The sequence below is a fragment of the Deltaproteobacteria bacterium GWA2_45_12 genome (assembly GCA_001797365.1).
Taxonomy (GTDB): Bacteria; UBA10199; UBA10199; order UBA10199; family UBA10199; genus UBA10199.
Map to the genome: position 1 here is coordinate 1 of MGPH01000031.1, position 24,486 is coordinate 24,486.

Annotated in this window: 14 protein-coding genes and 1 tRNA gene; 7 read left to right on the forward strand and 8 right to left on the reverse strand. The window is 47.1% G+C overall.

Annotation, left to right across the window (positions count from 1 at the left end; translation table 11 throughout):
- Positions 1 to 509: 509 nt before the first annotated feature.
- The 3 genes from A2048_02660 to A2048_02670 all read left to right on the forward strand — a co-directional run bounded on the left by A2048_02660 (position 510) and on the right by A2048_02670 (position 1,932).
- Positions 510 to 707, forward strand: coding sequence for a hypothetical protein (locus A2048_02660; GenBank protein OGP09205.1), 198 nt, complete (start codon positions 510 to 512; stop codon positions 705 to 707).
- 237 nt (positions 708 to 944) lie between these two features.
- Positions 945 to 1,018, forward strand: a tRNA-Gln gene (locus A2048_02665).
- Complete coding sequence (locus tag A2048_02670) at positions 1,018 to 1,932, forward strand: hypothetical protein (protein ID OGP09206.1); 915 nt, start codon at positions 1,018 to 1,020, stop codon at positions 1,930 to 1,932. Before A2048_02665 ends, A2048_02670 begins: the two co-directional genes overlap by 1 nt.
- A gap of 8 nt (positions 1,933 to 1,940) precedes the next feature.
- Here A2048_02670 and A2048_02675 read toward each other — a convergent pair whose 3' ends face one another.
- The 6 genes from A2048_02675 to A2048_02700 all read right to left on the reverse strand — a co-directional run bounded on the left by A2048_02675 (position 1,941) and on the right by A2048_02700 (position 5,405).
- Positions 1,941 to 2,594 (reverse strand): endonuclease III, encoded by a 654-nt coding sequence (locus tag A2048_02675; protein ID OGP09218.1) that lies wholly within the window; start codon positions 2,592 to 2,594, stop codon positions 1,941 to 1,943.
- Positions 2,595 to 2,657: 63 nt separating this feature from the next.
- Positions 2,658 to 3,584: a hypothetical protein gene (locus A2048_02680; GenBank protein ID OGP09207.1), complete on the reverse strand. Its 927-nt coding sequence runs from the start codon at positions 3,582 to 3,584 to the stop codon at positions 2,658 to 2,660.
- A 10-nt stretch (positions 3,585 to 3,594) separates the two neighbouring features.
- The gene (locus A2048_02685; GenBank protein ID OGP09208.1) at positions 3,595 to 4,350 is read right to left on the reverse strand and encodes a hypothetical protein; all 756 of its coding nucleotides are present in this window, start codon (positions 4,348 to 4,350) and stop codon (positions 3,595 to 3,597) included.
- A 179-nt stretch (positions 4,351 to 4,529) separates the two neighbouring features.
- Positions 4,530 to 4,949, reverse strand: a complete 420-nt coding sequence (locus A2048_02690; protein ID OGP09209.1) for a hypothetical protein — start codon at positions 4,947 to 4,949, stop codon at positions 4,530 to 4,532.
- On the reverse strand, positions 4,942 to 5,151 hold the full coding sequence (locus A2048_02695) for a hypothetical protein (protein OGP09210.1): 210 nt from the start codon (positions 5,149 to 5,151) through the stop codon (positions 4,942 to 4,944). Before A2048_02695 ends, A2048_02690 begins: the two co-directional genes overlap by 8 nt.
- A gap of 2 nt (positions 5,152 to 5,153) precedes the next feature.
- The gene (locus tag A2048_02700; protein OGP09211.1) at positions 5,154 to 5,405 is read right to left on the reverse strand and encodes a hypothetical protein; all 252 of its coding nucleotides are present in this window, start codon (positions 5,403 to 5,405) and stop codon (positions 5,154 to 5,156) included.
- Between the two features lie 381 nt (positions 5,406 to 5,786).
- On the opposite strand from A2048_02700, the gene A2048_02705 reads away from it, so the two are divergent.
- Positions 5,787 to 6,005 (forward strand): hypothetical protein, encoded by a 219-nt coding sequence (locus tag A2048_02705; protein OGP09212.1) that lies wholly within the window; start codon positions 5,787 to 5,789, stop codon positions 6,003 to 6,005.
- Positions 5,989 to 6,465: a hypothetical protein gene (locus A2048_02710; protein OGP09213.1), complete on the forward strand. Its 477-nt coding sequence runs from the start codon at positions 5,989 to 5,991 to the stop codon at positions 6,463 to 6,465. Before A2048_02705 ends, A2048_02710 begins: the two co-directional genes overlap by 17 nt.
- Before the next feature lie 254 nt (positions 6,466 to 6,719).
- Here A2048_02710 and A2048_02715 read toward each other — a convergent pair whose 3' ends face one another.
- Positions 6,720 to 21,716: a hypothetical protein gene (locus A2048_02715; protein ID OGP09214.1), complete on the reverse strand. Its 14,997-nt coding sequence runs from the start codon at positions 21,714 to 21,716 to the stop codon at positions 6,720 to 6,722.
- Positions 21,717 to 21,966: 250 nt separating this feature from the next.
- Between A2048_02715 and A2048_02720 the strand changes: the two genes are divergently transcribed.
- Positions 21,967 to 22,212, forward strand: a complete 246-nt coding sequence (locus A2048_02720; protein OGP09215.1) for a hypothetical protein — start codon at positions 21,967 to 21,969, stop codon at positions 22,210 to 22,212.
- Positions 22,213 to 22,641 carry a hypothetical protein gene (locus A2048_02725; protein ID OGP09216.1) on the forward strand — a complete coding sequence of 143 codons (429 nt, stop codon included), beginning with the start codon at positions 22,213 to 22,215 and terminating at the stop codon, positions 22,639 to 22,641.
- A 5-nt stretch (positions 22,642 to 22,646) separates the two neighbouring features.
- On the opposite strand, the gene A2048_02730 is transcribed toward A2048_02725, so the two are convergent.
- Complete coding sequence (locus tag A2048_02730; GenBank protein OGP09217.1) at positions 22,647 to 24,401, reverse strand: hypothetical protein; 1,755 nt, start codon at positions 24,399 to 24,401, stop codon at positions 22,647 to 22,649.
- Positions 24,402 to 24,486 lie beyond the last annotated feature (85 nt).

The following is a 24,486-nucleotide window of genomic DNA, read 5'->3' on the forward strand; positions in this document are numbered from 1 at the left end:
GGCCTCCTTGTGTTTGTTTTGGATTCCTTATCAGAACCCTATTCAATACCAGGTGAGGTCATCTTGCAATTTCAACTAGCTTTAGCATTCATCCAATACTCATAAATAGGAAATTTTCCTCTTTTCTTTTTAGATATATTTTAAATACATTCTTCTCCCTTTAATTCTATTTTATGAATAAAATTATTGATTAAGAACATATTCTAAATAAAAAACTTGGAAGAAAAATTTAAAAATATTAATAATTACAAATGATTACCGTCTTACCAACGATTCGGTATGAGGCTTGCTTTAGAAGAGGAAGAGATGACTTGTTCTCAAAACCAGTTTTTTATGAAACTTCATAAAAAACAAAAAAGGGGGAACTCAAAATTTTTTGAACCCCTAAAATGAAGAACTCGGGGGTAAGCCCCCGAGTTTCATCCTGAGCAACCCTTCGACTCATCCCGCAATACGGGATTCGCTCAGGGTTATCCGTCATTTCATTTCGGCCCCAAGGGGCCGAGTTTTTGTCGAAGGATAAAAAACGGTCAGGGCAAAAAAAATCCCGGGGAGAAATCCCCGGGATTTTTTCCGATCACTCGGAGGGTCAAAGGGGCCTCCTGAAAGGAGGCGTAAGGGAATTAAAAAAACGCGAAAAAAATATTTTTACCAAATTTCAATATCGTTTTTGGTTAAAGACAAATTTAAATCATCAAGCACATTAAACTGCTTGGACAATTTAATCCCTGGAACCAAAGAAAGAACGATAAAGAAAAATGCGAAAGAAGAAAAAACATCGGATAACTTTGTTCTCATAACCTACCTCCATCAATTCACAGGATCCTAATTTGAGGTGCACTCTAAAGGTTCCAAAGTTCACCTTAAATAGTCTCCGGTCAGGCAAACATACCTTAAGAATTGACATGGCAACACCCCCTACCTTATAAGCTAAAAACTTTTACTCGGGGATCGTCCAACGGCAGGACTGCGGACTCTGACTCCGCCAATCTAGGTTCGAATCCTAGTCCCCGAACAATGACTCCCAAACAAAAAGACATTGAACCCAAAACTCTTGTAATGACAGGTCGCGACCTGTCCACCACGGTAAAAGAAAAATTACCGGCTAGCCTTGACCCGCTTCGCCAATATTTTAATGAAATCAGCAGATATCCCGTCATGAGCCGCGAGGAAGAAGAAGAAGTGGCCCGTCACTATGCCCATTACAAAGACAAGGCTTCCGCCCAAAAACTGGTCGTTTCTAATCTGCGGTTGGTGGTCAAAATTGCCGTGGAATACCGCCAAGCTTTCCAAAACATGCTCGATTTGATTCAGGAAGGAAACATGGGGCTTATTCGCGCCGTCGACAAATACGATTTAAGCAAGGGGACCCGTTTTTCTTATTATGCCTCTTGGTGGATACGAGCCTACATCCTTAAATACCTGCTCGATAATTTCCGCCTGGTGAAAATTGGCACCACCCAAGCGCAAAAAAAACTTTTTTACAATTTGATGCGCGAAAAACAAAAAATGGAAGCCATGGGTTTTTCGCCCAAGACCAAACTGCTTTCGGAAAGACTCGACGTTACAGAAAAAGATGTCGTGCAAATGGATCAGTGCATGTCCCACCGTGAGCTTTCACTGGATGCTCCAAGCCATTTCTACGAAGGCAAGTTGAACATGGATTTTATTAAAGATGAAAAACCGACGGCCGATGACAATGCCGAACTCACGGAACTCAAAAACAAACTTTTCGCCCATTTGGACGATTTTGTTGCAAGCTTGGGCGAAAAAGAACAAAAGATTTTTAAGGAACGTCTCTATGCCGAGGTCCCTGTGACACTCCAGGAAATTGGCGACCACTATGGCATTACCCGTGAACGCGTACGGCAATTGGAAGAACGGGTTGTCAAGAAACTCAAAACCTTCTTTCATGAGAAGTTGGATGCGTAAAAGCGAGGTCATCCCGCCCTTACACGGCCATAATAATCACATTTTCCTCTCACCACACACTCCCCACATTTTGGCCTGCGCGCCAAACACACCTGCCTTCCATGGGTAATGAGCAAATCCGTCACGTCCCTCCAGTATTTTTTGGGGGTGAGTTTCATCAAATCTTGTTCCACCTTTACGGCATTGGGTGTTTTTGAAAACCCCAAACGGTTAGCAAGCCTGGCGACATGGGTATCCACACAAATGCCGACATTTTGGCCATAGGCATTGCTTAAAACGACATTGGCCGTCTTGCGCCCCACACCGGGAAGTAACGTCAACTCCTCCATGGTTTGAGGGACTTCTCCGCCATGTTTTTCCACCAAAACCCGACAACAGGCTTGAATATTTTTGGCCTTATTATGGTAAAAACCGGAGGAACGAATATATTTTTCCAACTCCACAATATCTGTCTTTGCGAAATCATCGGCTGATTTGTAGCAAGCAAAAAGGGCCGGGGTTAGCTTGTTGATTTGTTTGTCTGTCGATTGGGCCGAAAGGATGGTGGCCACAAGCAATTGCAATGGATCAGAATAGCAAAGCGCCGTTTTGGCCTGCGGATAAACCTTGCGCAGGTTTTTTAAAACCCAGGACATTTTTTGTGTTGAATTTTTGTTATTCATTGTAGGGGCGCTTGCTTGCTGCGCCCGTAAATGGGTCCAATTGTGGATGGGAAAATCCATCCCCTATCGCGCTATCGTCCCATTTTTAATCCCTTCGGCCTCGGGCAACCATTTTTTCAAACGATGGGCCCGCTCGCCACTGGCGGGGTGACTGGCAAAAAAATCGGTCTTCTTGGAATTGGGCCCACCGCGACTGGCCGCTTTTTGCCAAATATCAACAGCAGCTATAGGATTAAACCGGGCCTTGCTCATGTAATAAAAACCAACCTGATCGGCTTCGGCTTCATGTTTACGACTATAGCTGGGCAAATAAAGGTTCGCCCCGATATTGAATACACGGTTAAATATGACCTGGGCCTCCGCCCCCACCCCCTGGCCCAAAGCCACACTGGCCACCGTTCCCAAAAACCCCAAACCTTGCATGCTTGTAGCTTGGCGCGTGGCATGACGCAAAGTGGCGTGAGCCATTTCATGCCCCAAAACAGCCGCTATCTGATCGTCGTTGTTAATATCAACCAATCCTTTTTTTTCATCGAACAAACCGGTGAATACTCCAATTTTTCCTCCAGGCATGCAAAACGCATTGACCACATCAGGCTTGTCAAAAATATGCACTTCATAGGGAAAATTGGGTTCATCTGATACCGCTGCCAAGCGGCTTACAATTTTCTCGATGCGCGTCTTTAACTCCCTGTGTTTTGGCAAATCAACCCCTTTATCATCCCTTTTAAAAGCCTTAATCTGCAACCCCATGTAATGCTCGCCAATCCGGATATCGTCATTTTTGGCATACAGGTTAAAATGCTTTTTTTTGTATTCCCACAAATGCTGGATGCCATCCCCCTTTTTTTTGCTTTTTTTCTTATTCCCATCGGCATGAGCCACAGATACAGCCCATTTATCAACAAAAGAAGTGTAAGGGACAAATTGGGACCCGATAAAAGAAGCAAAAACAAATAAAGAAAAAATTTGTAGAACTTTTTTTTGCATGAAGCTCTCCTTATTTCACAGTCAACGAACAACCCAGCATATACGATTTAGCAAACATGTATTGATTCACATATTCGGCATAGGCTTTAAACGGTGTCATCAAAAACCCCAGGCCCAAAAGACTTAAAAAACTCACGCCTAGTTTCAAGAAAAAAACGGCCACGGATATCAGAACGGTTTTTATGAAAGTTTTAAAATCAATTTTCAGGCCAATCCACAACAAACGAGGCAGGGCAAGGACCGACAAGGATTTCCCCGTGGTTACAGCATGAATCGTGGCCAGGGGTAAAACCGATAGGACAAGCACCCCGTAAAAAAGGAGCCCGTAACTAACCCACAATACCTTGGGGGCCATGACACTGGCCTCTTTGATCCCAAAATAAATCATGAGCCCCAGACCCACCAACCCGGGAATCATGTAGATAAAGGATATAAGGGTGGCTAAAAACGCCACCATAAAACGGGAAAGCAGAACATCCGTCGTTAAACTGGCCTGCTCATTTTTTTCCCTGGTGACCACACTCACAAGGGCTGAAGCATAGGGCGAAAGAAAAAAAGATTCTCCGAAGGGAACCAGAGAAAGGAATGTCAAAATGATGAGCTGGATTTGATTATTTTTGGTGGAAAAGGGGAAATGAAGGGCTTGTCTTATCGAAAGTTTTGGAAACATAAATGGAAAATCCACATTAGAAATTGAAACACCATTAAACGTATATTTTCTGAACAGGGTTTGGGAATTTTTCAGACGGTTTGGATCAGGTTTCACTTCAGGAAATTTTCAGGCCGAATTTTGCGGGGTTCCCGACGAATTTCTTGATCAAGGGTATCAACCCCAAGGCAAGCCCTGGACCCAAGATTCTCTAATCTAAGGCGGAGGGTTTTGACCCAGCAAGGCTCGCATCCTGCGCCAACGAGCGTAGGGAATAAAGGGGGAAGATACAGGGATCACCAAAAATCAATCCGGAGATTGATGTATTTTGAAATGAGGCTGAAATCTTTTTTATCAGAGGTCACCAAGGTAGCCCCCGCATCTCGTGCTCCAAGAGCTATGAGAAGATCATTTTGGAGAAGAAGGACGTTTAGTTTGGTCCTTTTCCCATCTTTAAGAAGCTTTTCAGAAAGATGCCCGCATTCAGTCCATTGGGCTTGTGTCGGCGTGATAATTTGTCCCTGCATAAGGTCTAAAAATTCCGATGCTATTTGCTTTGACGTTGGGTCATGGGCTCCCCTCACAAATTCATTGAGTGTGACCGCACTGACCATAACAAGAGAGCGTTGATGAAGTTCAAGCAACTCCTTGCCAAAAAAACCACGGTTATAAAATGAAATGTAGATGTTGGTATCGACAAGTTTGATATCAGCCATGGGATTTAAAACGTCCCTTTCCCTTCCAATGTTTCAGGTGCCGATCCATTTTTTCCATCTGAACAACCCTTTTTAAGGCCTCATGAATCACTTCGGTTTTTGTCAATCCCTTAAAAACCTTCAAGGCTTCGTTGATAAGATGATCGGAAAGATTGAGGGTGGTATGGGTTCTTTTGTCTGATGTTTGAGGATTGATTTTCATGCTTATAAAGTATCAAAACATAAGCATGTGTCAAGAATGAAAAAGAAGGCTGTCATTCCCGCCACATAACCCCGCGACGCGGGGTTCTTGGGGCGGGAATCTATGACTGGGCCCCCGCCCTCAGAAATCCTCGGAGTACCGAGGATTAGCCCTCGATAAAACAATTCGAGAGCAGGCTTGGCGGGGGTGACGTTTGATAGATGTGTCCAAAGGCCAGGAAATGAAGAACTCGGGGGCAAGCCCCCGAGTTTCATCCTGAGCGACCCTTCGACTCTCCGTCGACGACGGATCGCTCAGGGTTGATCCGTTTTTTATTTTGGTCCCAAGGGGCCGAGTTTGAGTCGAAGGATCAAAAATCGCTTAAGGCAGAGAAGTGCCAGATCCATTCGGAGCGGCTTCTCCCATAGAATAACCATATTCCACCCCCCCCAAATATCATGCAGGTACATTTTCATTGTAAATTTGTCATGAGGATGGCACCCTACAAATCACGGGTCGGTGATCAAAAACTCGGGAGCAAGCTCCCGAGTTTGATCCTGAGCGACCCATCGACTCTCCGCCTGCGGCGGATCGCTCAGGGTCATCCTTCTTTATTTTATTTCGGCCCCAAGGGGCCGAGTTTCAGGAGTCGAAGGATGAAAAAAGAAAAACATTCTCAGAAATTTGAATGGCTGGCAGATTTCAAAGCGGCCCGGCGTCGCTCTTTAAAAGACAGATGGAATCTTTCATTTATTCACACTTACAAGCCCGTGTTGGATGACAGCCCTTACCGTGCTTTCAAGACCCTGAAAGAATATAAAAAGTGGTGCTCGGGCAATTTACCTTCCTGGTTAGGTTATGGCCAAAAGCTTTGAATTTAAACAAGCCGAAAAACTTCGTGATTCCCTTCGCAAACACAAGGTTCGTTATTTATTTTTAGGTAAATCAGGAGCCATCCTTCTCGGTTATTCAGACACCACCCAAGATGTGGATATTTTTGTGGAGAAAAATGAAGGAAATGGACAAGCCTTGGTTAAATCACTCAAAAATTTGGGATTTAAATTAACCATTGAGATGGAAAAAGACATTACAAGAGGTAAAGATTTTATTCAGTTGAGAAACGGCCCCTTCGATCTTGATCTTATTTTTGCGCCTGACGGTATTGAAAGTTTTGCAGAAGCTTGGGCACGTCATGTTACTGTTTCAGAATTTCCAGTTTGTCATCTGGACGACATCATCAACAGCAAGGAAAAATCAAACCGTCTGAAAGACCGGGAAACGCTTCCACGATTGAAAGCCTTCCGGGATTATTGGAAAAAACTCACCCAAAAATAACCTTGAAATTCTTGCGTTAGAAAAACCCCTATTATTGAAGCACTCCCATATCAAGGAGTTGTGGGCGTGCCTGATGGCGCCGGGGTTGGTGTACGAATGGACGAATTTAAAAATGGAACCTGTGAATCAGCCAAATTTTCGTCCACCGCATGCACCCCCGGCCTTAGGCGCATATCATTTACGGCTCTGTAAAAAGTTTTCCAAAAAGTGACCACTGACTCAGCCATGGGTTCTGGGCGCCTGGGATAACGGCCTCAATCAAATGAGGCGCCCTCTTCAAACAATATTTCATAATCATGCATAAATTTTTTAATTCTCTGCATTCTTTCTTGCGGGGTGGTAAGCTTTAAGTCAAAAATAATACCTAATTCCTCAGGCGTTGAAGACGGGACAACGCCAAAATAAACATATTCTAGGGTGGCTACATTAAGCCATGTGAGATCTTCTGTGGGAGATACAAACTGGTCTATTCCAGTATTCCAAGGTTCTCTTTGTCTCTGAAAAACTTCCCTTATTTTTTTTCTTGTTTGGGCATGAGTTAACAGCAAAAATTGATCGCTTGGCGCCCCATCATCAAGCTTCCAATTAAGATTTCTCGCATCTTCCGGCACTTGATCGCTGAGAAATTCATCCGTTCGGGTGAGATAATAAAGCCAAAAAAGTTTTGCGTAGGGAGAAGTTGACGGATCATCAAGTACTTTTCCCACAAACTCAAAGTCAACCTTCATATCCTGCTGGTGCATCCATAATAAATTTGCAGAAGCCCAAAAGGGATAGGTTTGGGCTTCCTCTGAACCATACAAATTTAATACGGCCTGCGCATGCATCAAAAGATCCGTTAGAAGATGAATGGCTTTCCATTTGTTTACTTCAGTGAGATTAGCATCGAGAATGGACTTTACTCTATAATCCAAATCAAATTTATCAAATGAACCAATCAAATTCGGTCTATCCAAAAAAACACCCTGCAAACCAGAAATCGCAATGGTATAAGTTCCGGTCAAAGTGTAGAGTTCTTCATTTATTTCTTTCACTCGCATTATCAGTTTCGTTTTATCAGGAACTTTTCTTGCTAACCCATCAAGTTCACCCAGATAGTTACGGTACGCTGCCAAGAGTTCTAGGGGTGTTTGGTGGTTAGACTCAGCCAATAAAGAAGCATACTTTGCATTGAGCAAAGCCATCGCTTGTTCTGCAAAATCCCTATATTCGGGAGTCACTTCCAAGATACTTTTGCCCTTATCCATTGATTCAACCCCCAATAGAAGGGATAAGGAAATCCTTATCATCGCTTTTGTTTTATCAGCCGCATTGTGTTCGTTTCCTCTAATTTCCCGTGTCATATCCACATCCAAGTGGATGAACTCGCCATCTTCAGTCACCAGAAAAACATTTCCTTTCACATCCGGGAAATAAATCCCCTTTTCAGCCATTGTTTGATAAGTCCTTAAAACGGCTTGGGCCCATTCAAGCCTTTTAAGCGGATGGCAAAAGGATGGCTCTAAACTGGTAGGTGTGCCCAAGCTTTTTTCAGTAGAAAAAAACCATCCCTGCACATAATCCATGAGATACGCGTTGCGCGCCACAAGCTTCCGCCCGATAACACCGGGAATGCCTTCAAGCCTTGGGAAACTTTCCTGAGTGTACTGAACATGGTCTCCATTAATGGTTTTTAAACAGACAAGCCGACCTGTATTTTTTTCAGTTAGCAAATAAACACTACCTCCTATACCTCTACCCAATTGTTTCGTGACTACGTATTCTTGATTATCAAGTGTGATGGTTTGCCCAATAACAACTCGAGTCAAATCGTTTTGTAACGGATTAATATCCATCCCCCCTGCCACCCGAGGCGCTAAAAGCGCACTCAACCCCGCATCCGTTCTTTCAGTTTTGGCCACACTCAAACGGAGCCTTGACGCCACACGACGGAGAGCGGCCAACACGCGGGCTTCGTCCTGGGGGTTCGTCTCTCCCTGAAATTGTACATGGAGAATATGGTTGCCTGGTCCCGGTCTCCAAGCGCCCAGTCGCTCAGTGAAGTAGGCTTCAAGACCGGCGACATCCAAATGCTCATTCCATTGAACTGTGTAATTTACCGGCAATACAACAGTTGCCGGCGTGCCTGACACCGGGGTTTGTGTGGGTATAGCAGGGGTTGCAGGCGTACCTGGCACCGGGCTCGAATCTAAAAACGGAACCTGTGAATCAGCCAGGCTTTCGTCTACTGCATGCACACCCGGCCTTAGACGCATGTCATTTAAGGCTCTGTAAAAAGTCTTCCAAAAAGTAACCACGGGTTCGGCCACAGGTTCAGGGCGCGTGGGATCCCATTGGTTGGAGCGACCACGCGGGGCGCGAACCAAAACTTGCCGTAGGTATTCGGCAAGAGTATTGGAATCATCCTGGGTTTGGCGGCGAGGATCAGCCACTGCATCTTTGGGTTGACGCGTGCGACGAATCGGCAAATTATTTAAATCCAAAGACCAATAACCATCCTCGCCCGCAGCCGGCACAAAACCAAAACGCCTGAAAAAAAGATTGTAAAATTGATTGCCCCCTTGGGCCCGGCCTTTGGTTGTAAAACTATTTTGTTTGGCCTGTTGCTCCGAATCGGGAATGCCCTCCACTCTTTGGAACCCCTTTTCCTTGGCAATGGCAATGGTGGTAGCCAGCATCATCCCCAGGGGATCATTGTCAGCAATAGCTCGAAGACCGGCTTGGCGATCCTCAAAAGAAGGACCCGAGATGGACTGATAAGGTTTCATACCTTGGATATTGACAATGCGGAGAACACCATCCTCCCCAAAAATGGCACCCACTTTGGCCAAACATGGGGTACGGCTATTCACACCATAGTTGGTTGGTATAATTCTGGCATCCTTTGGATAGAGTGAAACTTGAAACCCATTGCGGTGCTCATGATAACCGCGACTGACCACCATGAAATAAGGAAGCTCATTCCCTTGGGCATCCCTCAATGTCGCCCGAAATTCACCGGCATAGCCATGAAGAAGAACCGCCTGATCCCCAAACATATTAAAAAAGCCCCGTATGTTGCGGGTCTCCTGCCGGAGAAGGGCGTTGATTTGGGGTTGACTGCCAAGGAGAAAATGAGGGTCATTCGGAATAAAAAACCGGAAGGGCTGCCCCGCCCGCTCACAGGCTTCTTGAGCCTCGAAGACAGCTTGAAGGTATTCCCGAAGAATGGAAAGGTCGAGGCTCCCTTCTACCAGGAAGATGCGATGTAACCCTTGAGCAAGTTTGGCGATGACTTCGGCCTGTCCTTCCGTTAAGGGGCGGCCTTGCATCTCTTGGGCAAAACACAGCAAAGCCTTGGCCCACACGTCATAATAAGTTCCTGGCCCACGCCCATACAGGACATTGCTGGCGCGGTTGGCGTCACGGACTGGCGATTCCGTGGGTTTGGGAAGCGCCCTCTTAAGCTCGCGATCAAGATCAGCGGGATTCTTCAACCCCTTGAGTAAGCTACGAATACCTCCTTCATACCGTTGCAAAGCTTTGTCGATGAGGGGCTTAGCAACGCGATCCAGTTCCTGCTGATACCGGAAGAAATCCTCCATGACTGAAAAGTCCGCGGGATTCACATTCGCCCGGGAATCAAAGACGGGGGCGTGCGCCTGAGACATGTCGATGGGACTGTTTAAGACATTACTTAACGCATTGACCAGATTCAGCCGGCTTTTCACATCATCTTCGGCCACCTGCACTAAACGCAACATAGCATTTTCAGGAGAGGTCCCATACATCATCAAAAACCGTAATTTCGCTACCACCGCTTCGTGCGGGTTTTCCATCTCGGCTCCATACGCTCGGATAAGGGCTTTAGTCGAATTTTCAGAGAGGAAATAATCACCGTCATCATCTCGGTCAAACACCAAACTTATTTGCGAATCCGTAATTGCCGCTTTTTGACTCACGCGCCCCGTTTTCAAATCTACAGTCACCGTAAAATGCTCCTCTCCCTTCCCCATTTCGCGATCCATGATATCTTCCAAACCGGAAATCATTTTCGGGCCAAGCTTTGGGCCCTCAACGGAAATGGGGGCAAGCCACCCATTATTTGCCCTCTTCCAATACATCACCCCTTTCTTCCCCTTCACTTCAAGGATGCTCCCCCTCTTTTCCCTGTGGATTTCCTTGGCGGGGCAGGTTCCTAGCTCCTCTTCGTAGAGGACTCCAAAGTCTTCAGAGTAAAAAACGGCAAGGCTATTCGCTTCGGTGCCTCCTTCATTCATTTCATAAGCACGGGCTTCTTTATTTTTGGGATCATACAAAACAACTCTTTTGCCTTCCTGTTTCACTTGAAAGCCCCGATCCTCCAAGACTTTCAAAATCTGATCTTCCCGAACCTCCAGGCCAAAATCGCGGGCGATCTCAACAAGCATGGGGCGGGAAAGCCCTGCGTTCATTTCGGGTCCTGAAAATACTTTCCGCCCAAGGGAGCGTACTGCCAGCCACCACGCTAACAACCCCATCAAGGGGCCGCCCGCCTGGAGGACGGGTGGAGCCTCCGGCGTTGGGTGCACGGCCATCGCCCCGGTTTGTTGGGTAACTGCCTGGGGGGTAGCGGAACCGCCAAGGACAGAAGTGTTAGGTATGGCTCCGGCTTCATCGGGTAAAACCACTCCCAAAGCCCCAAGCAACACCGCAAGTCCGCCCACAACGACGGGGCCGGGATTATTTGCAGTTTGTGGAGATGTACCATCAATATTTCCAGCAGTTGCAGGCGTGCCTGGCACCGGGCTCGCTTGAGCTGCCATCAACTTCACCCTGTAGGCAATAAGCACCATGAGTTCCCAAGCAAAAGAAGAATTAGTTGGCTCCCGAAGCAATCTGTTTTGGGTCCGCTCAATTTCTTGGTTTACTTGGACATTTTCCTGCTGGAGTGCGGCTACATCGGGACCAGAGCGTTCCTTAAGAGTTGCCAGTTTTTTTTCTGCTTCGGCTTCAGCCATCTGCTCCAATTCTATTTCATCCGGATTGTCTTTAAGATAGCGCTGATGGGCACGCTTGGTTGGATTCAAAATCAACGTTTTTAATTGGGCAAGTCGCGACCTAAAAATAAGTCCAATTTCCCAGTTTCTTGTTCTTTCGTCGTGTTGGGTAGGGAGTGGGCTTGCCAAACGGGGAAGATGATGATCACCTCCCAACGCGCTGTGAATCTCTGCAAGCACAGCCTGAACAGTCTGGTAACGGGAATCGTTGGGTTTCATCTGGCTGGTTACCACTTCCAGATATTTTTTTAATTCTTCTTGCTGATCCCTGGTAAGAAGGGAAATGCGCCCCTTTAAGTGGCCCAAAAATTCAAATTGATTAAATAGGCTTCCCTCCAACATGCCATGAACACACCCATCAAAGAAGGCCTGGATTTCTTGAAGTCTTTCCGGACTGATCGTTGCAGCCGCTTCCCCCAGAAAACGGAAAAGCAGATCGGCCATCCTAGCTTCCTGATTTTTTTGTTCCCCCATCAAACGGAATAAATTCATAAAAATTCGGGCACGTACTTCGGGATCTGCTTCTGATTCAAGCCTGCTTTCCGCCAACGCTGCATAGCGGCTATAAAATGAGGGGGTATGACGATTGTAGCGGGCCGCTTGTTGAATAATGCCAGGATGAGCCGTTGTAAGCATCAAGTCATCTTCGATGGCTTGGCTTGCACGAAAATCATCTTCATTTATAAGAGCCGCTTTTAAAAGAAGAAGGGATTCCACCTCAAAACTTCTGCGGTCAGGGCTTAAACGAGCTATTTCATCAATGCAGGCCACTATCCGCCCATCGTTTTGTTTGCGTTGGGCTTTCGATCCATTGATATGAAGCCGATTGTACTCTTCAAGAAGGGCGCTTAGAAGAAGTTTGGACTTTTCAAGTGGGGTTGCCACTCTTTCCAAATATTTTTCTGCTGTCGCCAGGGGAATTTCATAAATCATGGCATTTAAAAGCCCTAGCCAAACGGCCTCACTGGAAATGGAATCCACTACTTCGGGATAAGCCTCACATAGGGCAAATAAATATTTGGAATATGGGAAACTGGTATCCCCATCAGACTCAAATGGCTTCGTGTAGATTTCAACCATGCCCAAAAGAATTCTCTGCCTATCCTCCGGTGTTGTTTGATCCAAAAGGGTTTTCAGATTTTTAAGATCCACTGTTCTTGATTCGGCAAGGGCATGCCCAAGCAAGGTCAGCAAATTCTCCTGCGCTGATTCGGGCAAAAGATGTCTTAAACGATAAAAATCGGTGAGCAGCTCTCCGAAGATTTCATTGGAAATTTGAAAGGGAACTCTTATGGCCGTTGCTTCCAAAGCCTGGGCACCAGCTAAAATAGATTCCTCTTGGAGCTTGGGGTCAACAATAGAAGGCAGCAGGGCCAGCCAATCTCTGATGGTATCCACTCTTTCGGGGCCCACGAGAGGATCTGTTTTTCTTCTAAATTCAGCAATTTGTTGGGCGGTAAATACCGTTTTGCCTGGCAGCCCGGTGCGTCGTGCATCCAGCCACCGGTGGGCCTCTGTTCTTGTTTGGTTCGTATCCGGTAAAGAAGCCAAATAATTTAAAGTTCTTCCGTGGGCCTTGAGAGCTTCAAACATTTCTTGTTGTTGAATTTGTAAACTTGCATACAAGGTGCCCAGTGCCTGTAACAAATTTGCATAATCTTCCGCTACAACAGCCAAATATTTCTGTGGGCTCCCCAATGTTGTCGCCATCAACAAACGTCTGCTCACCCACGCTTTTAGCGAACCTTCCGCTGTTTTGAGTTTTGCCAAAACGGCTTTTCTTGCTGCAGGTGTTTTTGCCTCTTGAACTTCTTGACTCAATTGATTGAGCAACCTCACTGTATAATCCACCTCGCGCTGGTTGGCAGGCATGGGAAGCCCTTCCAAAGGATCCACATAATCTAAAGCCCTCATCGAAAGCGTTGTCCCATCGGGCAAATGAAGTGTCGCATCCGTTTCCGGCGAACCACCAACACGCAAGGGGTCTTGGGGAGGTGTGGGGGAAACGGTGAGTTCGGGGTCTTTGGTCTGTACCGGTTTCCTCCCAAAAAATTTTCTCACTGCCAAAACAGCTGCCAATATCGCCATCAGCAGCCCACCGCCACCATCCGTATTTTGGCCTATGGGTTCGGGTTGTGCCACTGTGGCCATGGCGCCGGCTTCTGAGACGGCATCTTGAGGAGTATCAGCCCGAGCATGGGGTGCCAAGCCTAAAGCCCCAAGTAACACCGCAAGGCCGGCAGGGCCTGGACCTTGGGAACTTCCGCTGGAAGGGTCTTGTGGGGAAGGATTTACGGGTGGGGTTGGCACTGAGCTTGGAGAAACTGGTTCTCCCAATTTTCCAGCCACAACTATTTGAGAAAGATTCCCTTCCCCAGGTTTGTAAAAGATAAGACCACCTTCAGGTGTGCGTACGGCCTTAAGAACACCTTTCTGAGTGAAATCAGTGGGAGAAGGACTGTTTTGATAACGGCTGTTTTCAAAATGACTATGAACTGGAATATTACCCTGGGGCAGTTCGTATTCGGAACCTACGGGATAGCCCAGGACACGCGCTTCTGAATCGGAAAGAGCCCGTGTTATCATCTGTTCCTCGCCATCTAACTGCCCTTCATACAATTTTACTGATCCGCTCACACTTGGCTTCGGAATAAAATCAACAATCTCCACAGTGCCATCCACAGTCTTCTTAGTCACAAAAGAGCCCACTGTTTCTGTGGTCACGCCATGACTATGGGCTAGAATCCAGGCATCCATTTTATCCATCACCCACAAAGGCATACGATAAATTACACCGTTAAATTTAAAATCTACTGGCTTATCGCGGCCTGGCACCGGTTTAAAATTGTGATGGAATTCATGGGCCTCTTTGGGTGTCCCATTAATACGCACAAAAGGTTGGTTCGGATCAACGGGTAAATCCCTACCTTTAAGGGTTTGATCGATATGTTGAGCAAGTTGTTGGATGGGCAATTTTAAGTGTGATTTCTCTTCTGCTGAGCCTGGCTCCGCTTGAATTCGACTTACCCTCGGTTGCATGGTCGCCACTTCCGCCCAAAACCGTTCCTGAACATCGACTGCCCATGCATTGACTCTGTTTTCAAGAGCCCCAAATTTATCTCCAAAAATTTCACGCGCCCGTGCTTGGCCAACGGAATCATTTTTATTTCCAGAACTTGCCGACGTGCCTGGCACCGCACCCGGGGTTACCGGCTTCCCCGGGGAATCATCTGATTGATCACGAATATTTTTGATAACGAGTAATTCATCATTAGTCAGGCTAATGTCTGCAATTTGTCCATGCGCCGCAAATAAGGCCGTAAGAGCGGGGAGAATATCGGCCGAGATATCAGTCACCAGCATCCGCAATTGGCCACCTTCATTAAGATGGGCCTTGGCTTTTTGAATCAATCCATAAAGTTCGCTGGCTCTGTATTGTGTGATGACCTCCTGTGTACGTAATTCTGGCTTGGCACGGAAAAAAATACTTTGAGGGAAAAGAATGGTATCAAACGTCCCACTCATTTCCGGCCAGTTCCCCCACATGTCAAATGCGTGATTTTCAAAACCGGCGGGAAGCCCTTGGGCATCAACATCGGTGAGCACAATTTGATTTTGACCAACCCTACAGACATTCACTAAAAATCTTTCAAGATATCCCTTCCCCGCACCCACGCTGAGGACACGACGAGCAGGGTTATCCCTTAGCTGATTCACCAATTCCGGCGTCACCAGATTGTGCTGAAAAAAATAAGAAGGAGAATAATGAATGTAACGCCCCGCATCCAGGCTCACCCCTCCTGCAAATTCCGGAAACATCTCTATTTCATTCCATCGAATTTCATTGGAATTGTGGTAATCGACCTGTGGGGCAGGCTTTGATACACGCGTGATTGGCACCACCTTCCTCGCTTCTTGGGCCAATGGATGAGGAGCCAGGGTAATGGTGACGCGATCGCCATTTTGCTTGAAGGAGAACCCCCAACCCAATACTTGTGCATACATACGGATAATCTCAACATCGGTGATTTCGGGGGGCTTAAACTGGGAGAATCCTTTTTCTCCATGGGTCTCTCCTTTTTTTCCACTAAAGATGAACCGATCCCCTTCCTGTGTGGGGCGCCCCAGACTAAAACACAGCCACGCCGTGAATTCCGAAGCCAGTTGATTGTTCAGACCCGTGTGAGGAAGCGCCATGCTCTCAACGGCCTGCGAAGCCGGTTGTAATCCGAGGGGGCTTCTTGCTTCGTCCAAGATGTCCGGAAGATTGGCCCGGAGATCGTCCAAATCAGGGTTTTCGACAAGATAGTTCAGATTACTTTGAGTATAGGCCGCCAATTGCCGGAACGAAACACCCAAGGATATTGTCACTTGAGACTTCCATTCATCCAGGCCATTCTTCTTGTAGAAATCATCAAGCTGCTTTTGTTGTTCTTGATATTTTCCAAAAATCTCACGAAGGGCGGCATTTACTTCTTCAAAGGACTTCCCTTCATCAAGCATGGCCTGCACATGTTCCAAGGAAGCCACCACCCACGCGCCTAGTTGCCTCTGCGCCTGATAAAAATCCACCGCGGCTTGAAGCGCTTGGGGTTTGTCAGCGGTTTGAAACCGGGCCACTATTTCAGCGATAGGAAGCTTCACTACCTCCGCATCCCCCCCTCCCGCCACAGCCGGGACCAAACCGATGGCTCCACGGGGAACACTCATGGCGGCAGTGTAATGATGAGCCGCATCAGCTTCGTTCAAAATCTGCCTTAAACGATCGCGATAATTTTTTAATTTGGCTTCATTTCCTTCTAGTCCTTCAAAATGGATAAATAAACGGCGTGGAACTGCTCCTTTGGGTTTTTGGGAAGGGTTAAACGCCTTTACCAATTTGTTGAAAAATTCATCCCGTTGGGCTTCGGTCATTTGCTCCAAGGCCGCCACAGCTTCGGAAGTAAGCATTACATCCGTAGCATCCGCGCTTAAATCAAGGGCAGCAGAAGGGTCGGTAATTCGGAGGGTTGTGCGCGTGCCTGGCACCGGTTTCCCTGGCACCGATTTTTGCGTCGTTTTCTTTACCTTGTGTCGATAAGCGACTACCGAGAGGTTATCCCCCCCTTTGGGATCGGCTCGCATCTTTTGTAGGGACATGGCTTCCAACGCATCCACCAAGGAATCCAACTGATCATCATAATGTTCTGCCAAATTTTGCAGGGCCTGCAGACTCACATGCCCTTCGCGATAAGCTTCCCGAAGTCCATCGGTGAAGGCCAAGACAATATCCCCTTCATCAATATTCTCCCAATCACTGACATCCACTTCCAATTGGGTAGCACCCCCACCCAACATGGAGGTCAGCGCACCATCCTTTCCGTGCGGTTTGGTCAAGAGTTTGGGCTTAAAACTTACCTTGCCATTCTTGCCGACCGTCCTTTTTAGAAAGACAACCAACGAATCCCCTGCATGCACCGAACGCACGCGATTTGTTTTTTTGTCCACTTCAAAACCGGCAATAGTGGTGGCGGGCGGCGGGCGATCATCTGCGGGATGGGCCTGGCCGACAAAGGGTTTCATCTCATTGTCAAAATCAGTTCCTACAGCGGTCACCGATTCTGGCAAGCCTTCCCTCCGGCTTTCAACATCATCCACGATAAACTTGACAGTTTTTCCCGAAGCCACATCATCTAAACGGGAAGATCCCACACCATCTCCCACAAGGCCTACAACCACATTTTCATTTTCAGTCAGGGCAGCTGAATCGCCATTCCTCGTTTTTTGATGATGCTCTCCCAAGCGTGAGAGAACCTCTGCTTGTCCCGTAGTAAGTTCAATCAAACTGCGTCCCACTTGGTTTCCGGCAATCACCCTGCTTCCAGAAACTATTTTTGGCTGGGTTGCCCTAACAGCCTCATCCCTCCATCGTGCGGCGGCCTGTAATCTTTTTTGGGCGGTGGAAAGATCCATACCCTCAGGACCAGAACTTACATCCCAGTTTAGGAGGCTCTCCGCCTTTTGCCTCCATACTGAATCCTGTTTGGAAGGTTCCACATCCACCAAAGCGTAGAAAGCCTGGCGCAATTGACGGTTAATCTGCCGCACCGCTTCGGCAATGTTGGGAGCCGAATGCACGCTCCGGACATAATCCAGAACGGCCGGCGGCTGAATAGCCAGTAAAACAATATTGGGGTTGGCCTGCCATTCGGCAAACCAAGGCCTCAGAGCAGTAAAAGTGGGTGCCGGCAAACTGACTTCCGTCCCAAAAATCCTCGTGAGACGATTTTTTTGTAAAATGGCTACATGGGTGGCAAATTCCAAGCGCTGCACAAGTTCCTCCGCAGTCGGGGGAAAAGGGGAAAGAACCGTCTTGAAAAGTTCCAAGGCCTCCGCAGGTTCAATGCCATGGCAAAGCAAGCGGTTTGCATAAAGGTGGAGCTTGGGGTTAAGCGCTTCCGCATCGGGCACAAAAGCGGCCCCTGTTGCAGCACGGTTTATTTCTTCAATGATGTCCCCAACAAAAGCCTCAACATCCTTTTGGGGCTGTGGATTATAAGTAGGCGCCGGATTGGAAATGAGCTTTCCATTCACATCGGTCACAAAACCATTCAAGGTTTTTAAGCTTAAATCTTCCGGGGAACTACTATTCCATTGTGGATGCGAGTCCATGGGCGCCGTGTTTGCATGAATAAATCCATTGTCCCGGTAAAAGACAAGATTGATGACCGGTCGACCCAAGGCTTGTGCCTCGTGGGGCAACAAGAGCTGGTTTGTCTGTGGATCAAAAGAAACAGCCAAATAGGGGGCTTCCGGATGGTTGGAGAATAAGCGCACCACCTGGGTATGAAGATTATCGTAGAGCTTTCTTTGAGGAGCTTCGGACGGGCGATGGTTTCCGGTGTACCAAGGTTTCCGCGAGGACACAGGAGACCCTGGCATCCCTTGATCCCCTCCCGGTGCGGCTTGCATGGGGGGTTGCAAAGAATCTTCCGGGCCCGGTGTCGACAGGGGCCCCGGGGCGGTCAGAGTGGGTTGAACTTCAGCGGGGCTTTCACCAGATTGGTTGCCACTTACACTCATCAACTCGTCGGCATCGGGAATGGAAACCGGCTCCCCTGGTTTTTCAAGAAGGACAACCCTCTCTGAATTTTCATCATCAGTTTCATCGCGGGGGACAATATAACCAACCACTTCTCCATCTTGGGTAACGGCACGAATAATCCCTTGCTGCGCGGCCATGGCAAGTGTAAGCAGCACATCCTCACGGCTTGCAGGAACAACATAACCCGTATTTTCATCTCCCAAAGTATCAACAAGATGATTGACCGATTCATGATCCGACCCGCTTTCTTCATTCTCTGTTTTGTCTCTTTGCCGTGCCTTTTGTTCCTCCATCCATTTTTCAAGGGCTTCCTGCACGGCATTGGATTGCTCTTCTTGCGCTTCATGCAGGGCTTGCTCCATGGCCTTCCGGTTTTTCCCGAGTGTCAACCCGATTTGCAGTTTCTGGATTCCCTTATGAACTTGTCCTCCTGCCGCCGTACCTGAAACAATATTCCATAACTCGTTGTCCAAAACCAATCCGCTCTTTCCTTGCAACCACTGCCCCACTTTCTCTTCAAACACCTCTTCGGTTGCCTCCTGGACAAAATCGGCTCCCAGATGAAGAGATATTCCCGGCAGATTCAGGTATCTAAATTTTCCTGCCTCCCACAACTGTCTGGCCACACTGGGCACCCGGCCCGTATTTGCCATCGCTTCCCGAGCAAATTTATTCACCGGTGCCAATCCTTCCACCGCTTGTCCCAAAGACCCCTGCACCACAAACCCCGCAATCGCTGTTGCCATCCATCCCGCCAAACTCTCACCAAGCTTGAAACCGCCATCTGCCTTAAAGCCAAAAGCCCGCTCCAACAGATCGTTTACCACCATAATCCGCGCATTTCCCTTGGCACCTTCCAATGCATGCTTAAACTTGGGGCTTTGCTTGATGGTTCTTACCCCCCTCATCAAGGTCTGCCTGAATGTCAACCGTCCCGTCATTGCTGCAGCTTCTTCCGCGGCCAGCAGTTCGGGCACTTCGGGAGCTGCTGAGCCCCCTGTCAAAAGCATCAACCCAATTACAATTAGTGCGATCTGCATCGCCTGGATGGAGGCTTCAACCCCGTCCATGTGGATGGCTGCCAAAGCCTGCCCCACACTTCCTTTGCGGCTCATCTCCAGATAGAGCACATCCAAAGCTTCCCATATTTCCTCTACATTACGCGCCTGTGCTATTCGCGTAGCGATCTCCCTCATTGCTTTGTGGGCATCGGCTATCTTTGTTAAATCTCCGCTATCTGTTAAAGCCTCTCGTGTGTATGTCCCCAATTGGGATAAGAGACAATGCTGCCCAAATTCGCTCACCATCTGGCTTGTCGTATCGTTGATGGCATTGATTAATCCTCCCAAGGCCTCTTCTATTCCTTCTGCCACCTGTACTGGTTTTCCCGTCTTGGGATCCAGGATCGTTTTTTTGCCCCGTTCTCCCAAATCAATGCTCATCCGCATCTCGGTGTTAAAGACCGACTCATCCATGTCGATGGCTTCCGCCATGGCCTCACTTACATAGACGATCTGATAGGTCCCCTTCCACCGGTTCACGAACTCTTCGAATTGGACGATTGGTTTTTTTTCGTAGGCTGGCACATCATCAAACACATCCATCAAGCTGGTGGTTATATTCAATTTCTTGTCCCAAACCATCAACCCATTGAAGCGATGTACAAACGGATCTAAGTGATTGACAAAAAATCTCTGCAAATTCCGATGTGTCTTTATGCGGTCTGCATGGCGCAAATGGGTATCCACCCAATAGGTGATGGAGGCCTGGATATCGGCTCGTTCTATGGGTGTATAATCCAAGTCTTTCCATCGCTCATCATTGAGCGCAAACAACACAAGCTTTGCCAGCTGCATTTTGATCTCGCCGATTGGACCGCTTCCCTCTCCATATCTTTCCAAAATCCCCGTGTATTTTCCCAAATTCACTTGCTCGGTTTTCCCATTTGATAGGGTCAACGTTTTTGACCCTCCCGTCTTCCGAAACAATTGTTCATCTGCCTGCGTTTGTTTGTCTTGGTATCTCTGAATCTCTCCTAACAACGTCACTATCAAGGCCACAAACTTCTTTCCTTCTGCAGGCAATGCTTGTTGTTGATTTACTCTTGCTTTCCATACCTTAAAATCTCCAATCCACTGTATCTTTATCGGCAATTCTTCCCTATCTACATATGCTATCAATGCCTCCATCCCTCTCATCATTGCATTAACGTAACCCACCCACTTTATCTCTAGACCATCAATTTTCTCCTGATTTTCTCCTCTCAACGCCTTGGCATGTTCTTTAAAAGTTTTCTCATAAGCCTCGTATAAATTCCCTAAATCATCTCCTATCAATTCCATCCGATCGTCTCTTCTGCTTTCCAATATATGCCGTACAGCCTCATCTTCGTCACATGCCACCCATTCCAATCGGAACTCCTCATGCAACGCCTCCACCTCGCTTACCGATGGCAATTTCTTTTCCAAACTCATCCCGGCCCGTTCTTCCTTCACCCGTTGTCCTTCCATCTCCGCACGATATTTTTCACCCCCTGCATAAATCAACCTCATCAATGGTTGATATTTTTCACTTCGCACCAAACCCACGTACGGCGATGAATAGTGAACCTGATCGATCCCGGCATACCACGCCACAAAATCATTCATGAACGACTCAAAGTCGGGTGCCTGGATCAATCCTCTTACCAATCCCCCACCTTCGCCCCCAAACATTATCGGTATCCGCTGCGCCAGTAACATCTGCAGGCGTTGGTTCACTTCGTTTAGCCGATCATCCACTGTTTTGATCGGCGTCTCTTTCCCCGTCCTTCCCAGATTTGCCACACCTGTGAAAAATCGGGATATCCGTGTTAAAAACCCTGTATCTGCCTGTCTCAAACTCTGCTGCGTAATATTCATCACCCGATCGCGCAAAACTTCCGCCTTATCTTCACTCCCCACAAAACTGTCCGATTGAAATAAATGCTGAAAGGTTTCTGAGCCGGCCAATTCATTCCACTCATCTTCCGACAATTCCGCCTTTTCTTGATCCGTTCCCGCTGCTTTTTCGAATGCCTGACGCAGTTCCGCCTCGACGTTTTCATCAAACGCCTCACCCAATTCTTGGCGAAGATTCTTTAAAAGCATGTCGAGTTTAATACCGGCCATACGTCAAGTCCTTGGCTTCCCTGTTCTTTTTTTCATTTTGAAAGGGATCAAATTTTTCCCCCTTCAAAATAAAGTAAAATAATTCCAATATGTTATAGACTCACCTTGAGAATCGAGACTCCCCCGCAAGCTAACTAAGCAATTTCTGTGCTATTTTTTGGAAGATTCGAAGATTTTATGAACCAAAAAAGATCCCTAAAAAGTACTTTTTATATTGATAAAAAGATCTTTATAGAGTACTTTATTAAACATGAAAATGGTCACCTTAAAACAACTCAAAGAAGACCTCTCTGGCTGGGCTGAAAAAGCGGCTAAAGGGGAATCTATCCAAGTCACAAAATATAATAAACCTTACATCACTTTGGTTCGCTCAAATACCCAAGACCTTCATATCGGCTCCCGTTATGGAAAGGGAACCTTGAAGTGTGTCATTAAAGGAGGCCTTGGGGGTTTAAGCTTGAAATACTTATCAGAAGACCGGGACGGAATCACTTAAATGAGTGACGCTATTATTTATCTTGATACATCAGCCTACATCGCTATCCTTTTGGAAGGGAAAAAAGGGCACGCTCTCTGGGATTTCATTCAAGGCAAAAAAATCATTTCAAGCGTTCTGCTCATCCTCGAAGCGGAAAGAAATATACTAAGGCTCAGCCGTGAGCGAAAAATTAGCCCTGAACAATATTCTGAATCCATCGCTCAGATTAAAGCAGACATTGAAGTATTTAAATTGAAAAACCTGAATTTGGAACTTTGCCTTACCAATGTTTTTCCTCCTGTTCAAACCCCTCGTTCCAGCGATTTGGCGCATTTGCGCACGGCCCTTTGGTTCATGCAAAACGAGAGATTGGATTTTTTCATCACACTAGATGAAGCCCAGCGCCGGTCTGCGGTTGATTGTGGGTTGCCAGTGAAGATATTTTAACAAAATCATCCTTCCGTCTTTATTCCCTGTCTTTTCTTGAGCACTTTATCCAGTTTTTCCAAAAATTCTTTCCGCTCCCCATGTTTTTTTGGATCGGCCCATTGGGTAAAAATGGAAAAACGGGGTTTGGGAATAAGGCCTTCCTTGGCCAGAGCCTGAACCATGGCAGCTTGTAAGGGTTTGGGAATAAACCGAAGAAATCTATTATTTTCTCTGGCTGTATTTAAGGTTGTATCCACAAAATACCGCACCACGAGTCTTGCGGCCACCAAGGCCAAATAATAGCGATCGTCATCGCCTAATTGATCCAGTTTGTGAGAGGCCCATGCCAAAAGCGATTTCACATCATCATTCATTCTCTTTCCGGCGTACATGGGAATACCGCCAAACACGCGCTTGACTTCAGATTCCCCCCCTGCCTTTTGGGCAAAATCGACGAATAGTTCCACCTCCTCCGATGGAAGGTCTTTTAGCAACGGATGTCCGGTGGAGACAATGACGGCACTCTTATGATGGGAACGCCCCACTTCGGGCATGCACCAACCATCAAGCACATCGTTGCGTATGGGATAACAATCCCCATGGCCAAACTCTCCGCCGATGACGATGCCGCGAGTTGGAAGAATGCTTTCCAATCCGCCCTCCTGATCCCAGCGGTCGGAATCAAGCTCATTGGTGATGAGAATCGCCTTGGGAGAATCGTGGGAGGGGTGATCCGTCCAGAAGGAAGGAAGAAGTTGTTTTAATAAAAGGGCATCCGTATATCCGACATCACTATAAGCGTCATGAACGATCGCAACATCGCTTTCTTGGGCATCGCGTGGATCGAAATAAAGTCCGTCCGGGCTGTCACCGATGGCAAAATGGAGCGTGATGGGTTTTCCTTTGTAGGTAAGCATCACTTTCATTCGTCTTCCGCCATTCCGCGATTCCTCACCCTCCCATTTCGACGAAAATGCCAGTATGTCCGGATTGTCTTTGATCCAGGCCTTAAGGACGCGATTGGCTGCATGAGGAGAGTCGGCATCCATTTCTGTAAAAACAAAATCAACAGAAGGCGCCCCCCAATCGAGCAAAGCCATGCCTGTGGCCAAGGCCGCCACATTATACCCCGAAGCTGAATAGAGAAATTTGACACTTTTCTTCAAAAAATGGGGAAAGTTTTCCGCCATGCGAAACCCCGCGTCATAATAAGTCCCCACCGATTTCATTCCACGGAAAAACTCCCGGTGTTTCTCATAAATAGGCCCGAGCACCTTTTTTCGTTCCTCAACATCCTGTATTTTTTCAGCCTGATCGACTTCGGATTTAAAATTAACGGAAACTCTTTCCAAGAAATGCTTTGCCGGATGCCTTATCGGCAGAAAAAACATCTCTGAAGCCATACTCACATCATCGGGGTCCAAATGAGCCCCCATGGCCTGCACAAAACCTTTATAACCCAGATCACGCCCCTTGTTTTCAGCCTTAACAAGGCCTTCAGGCCAACCCTTTTCCAACCAAGAGGAAAACTGCGGAATAAAAATTTTGTAAGGATTTTGAAAATTGGGTTGCGAAAAAAAACGCACAGAACCATCCCCATCCACGCGTACAAAGAGGGATCGATGCTGGCCATGAATTTGGAGGGTCCTCCGGCCATCATCATAACGATCCTCCACCGGAGCAAAGGCCCCCATGGGGGTAATTTCGTCAGAAGATTGAAAGCCCCTAAAAACAAGTTCCCTCTGTAATTCCAAAGGAAGGTCGGATACCTGTGACATCAATGTATAAACCCCAGGGCGGATGAATGCTAAAGCTAGTTGAAATTGCAAGATGACCTCACCTGGTATTGAATAGGGTTCTGAT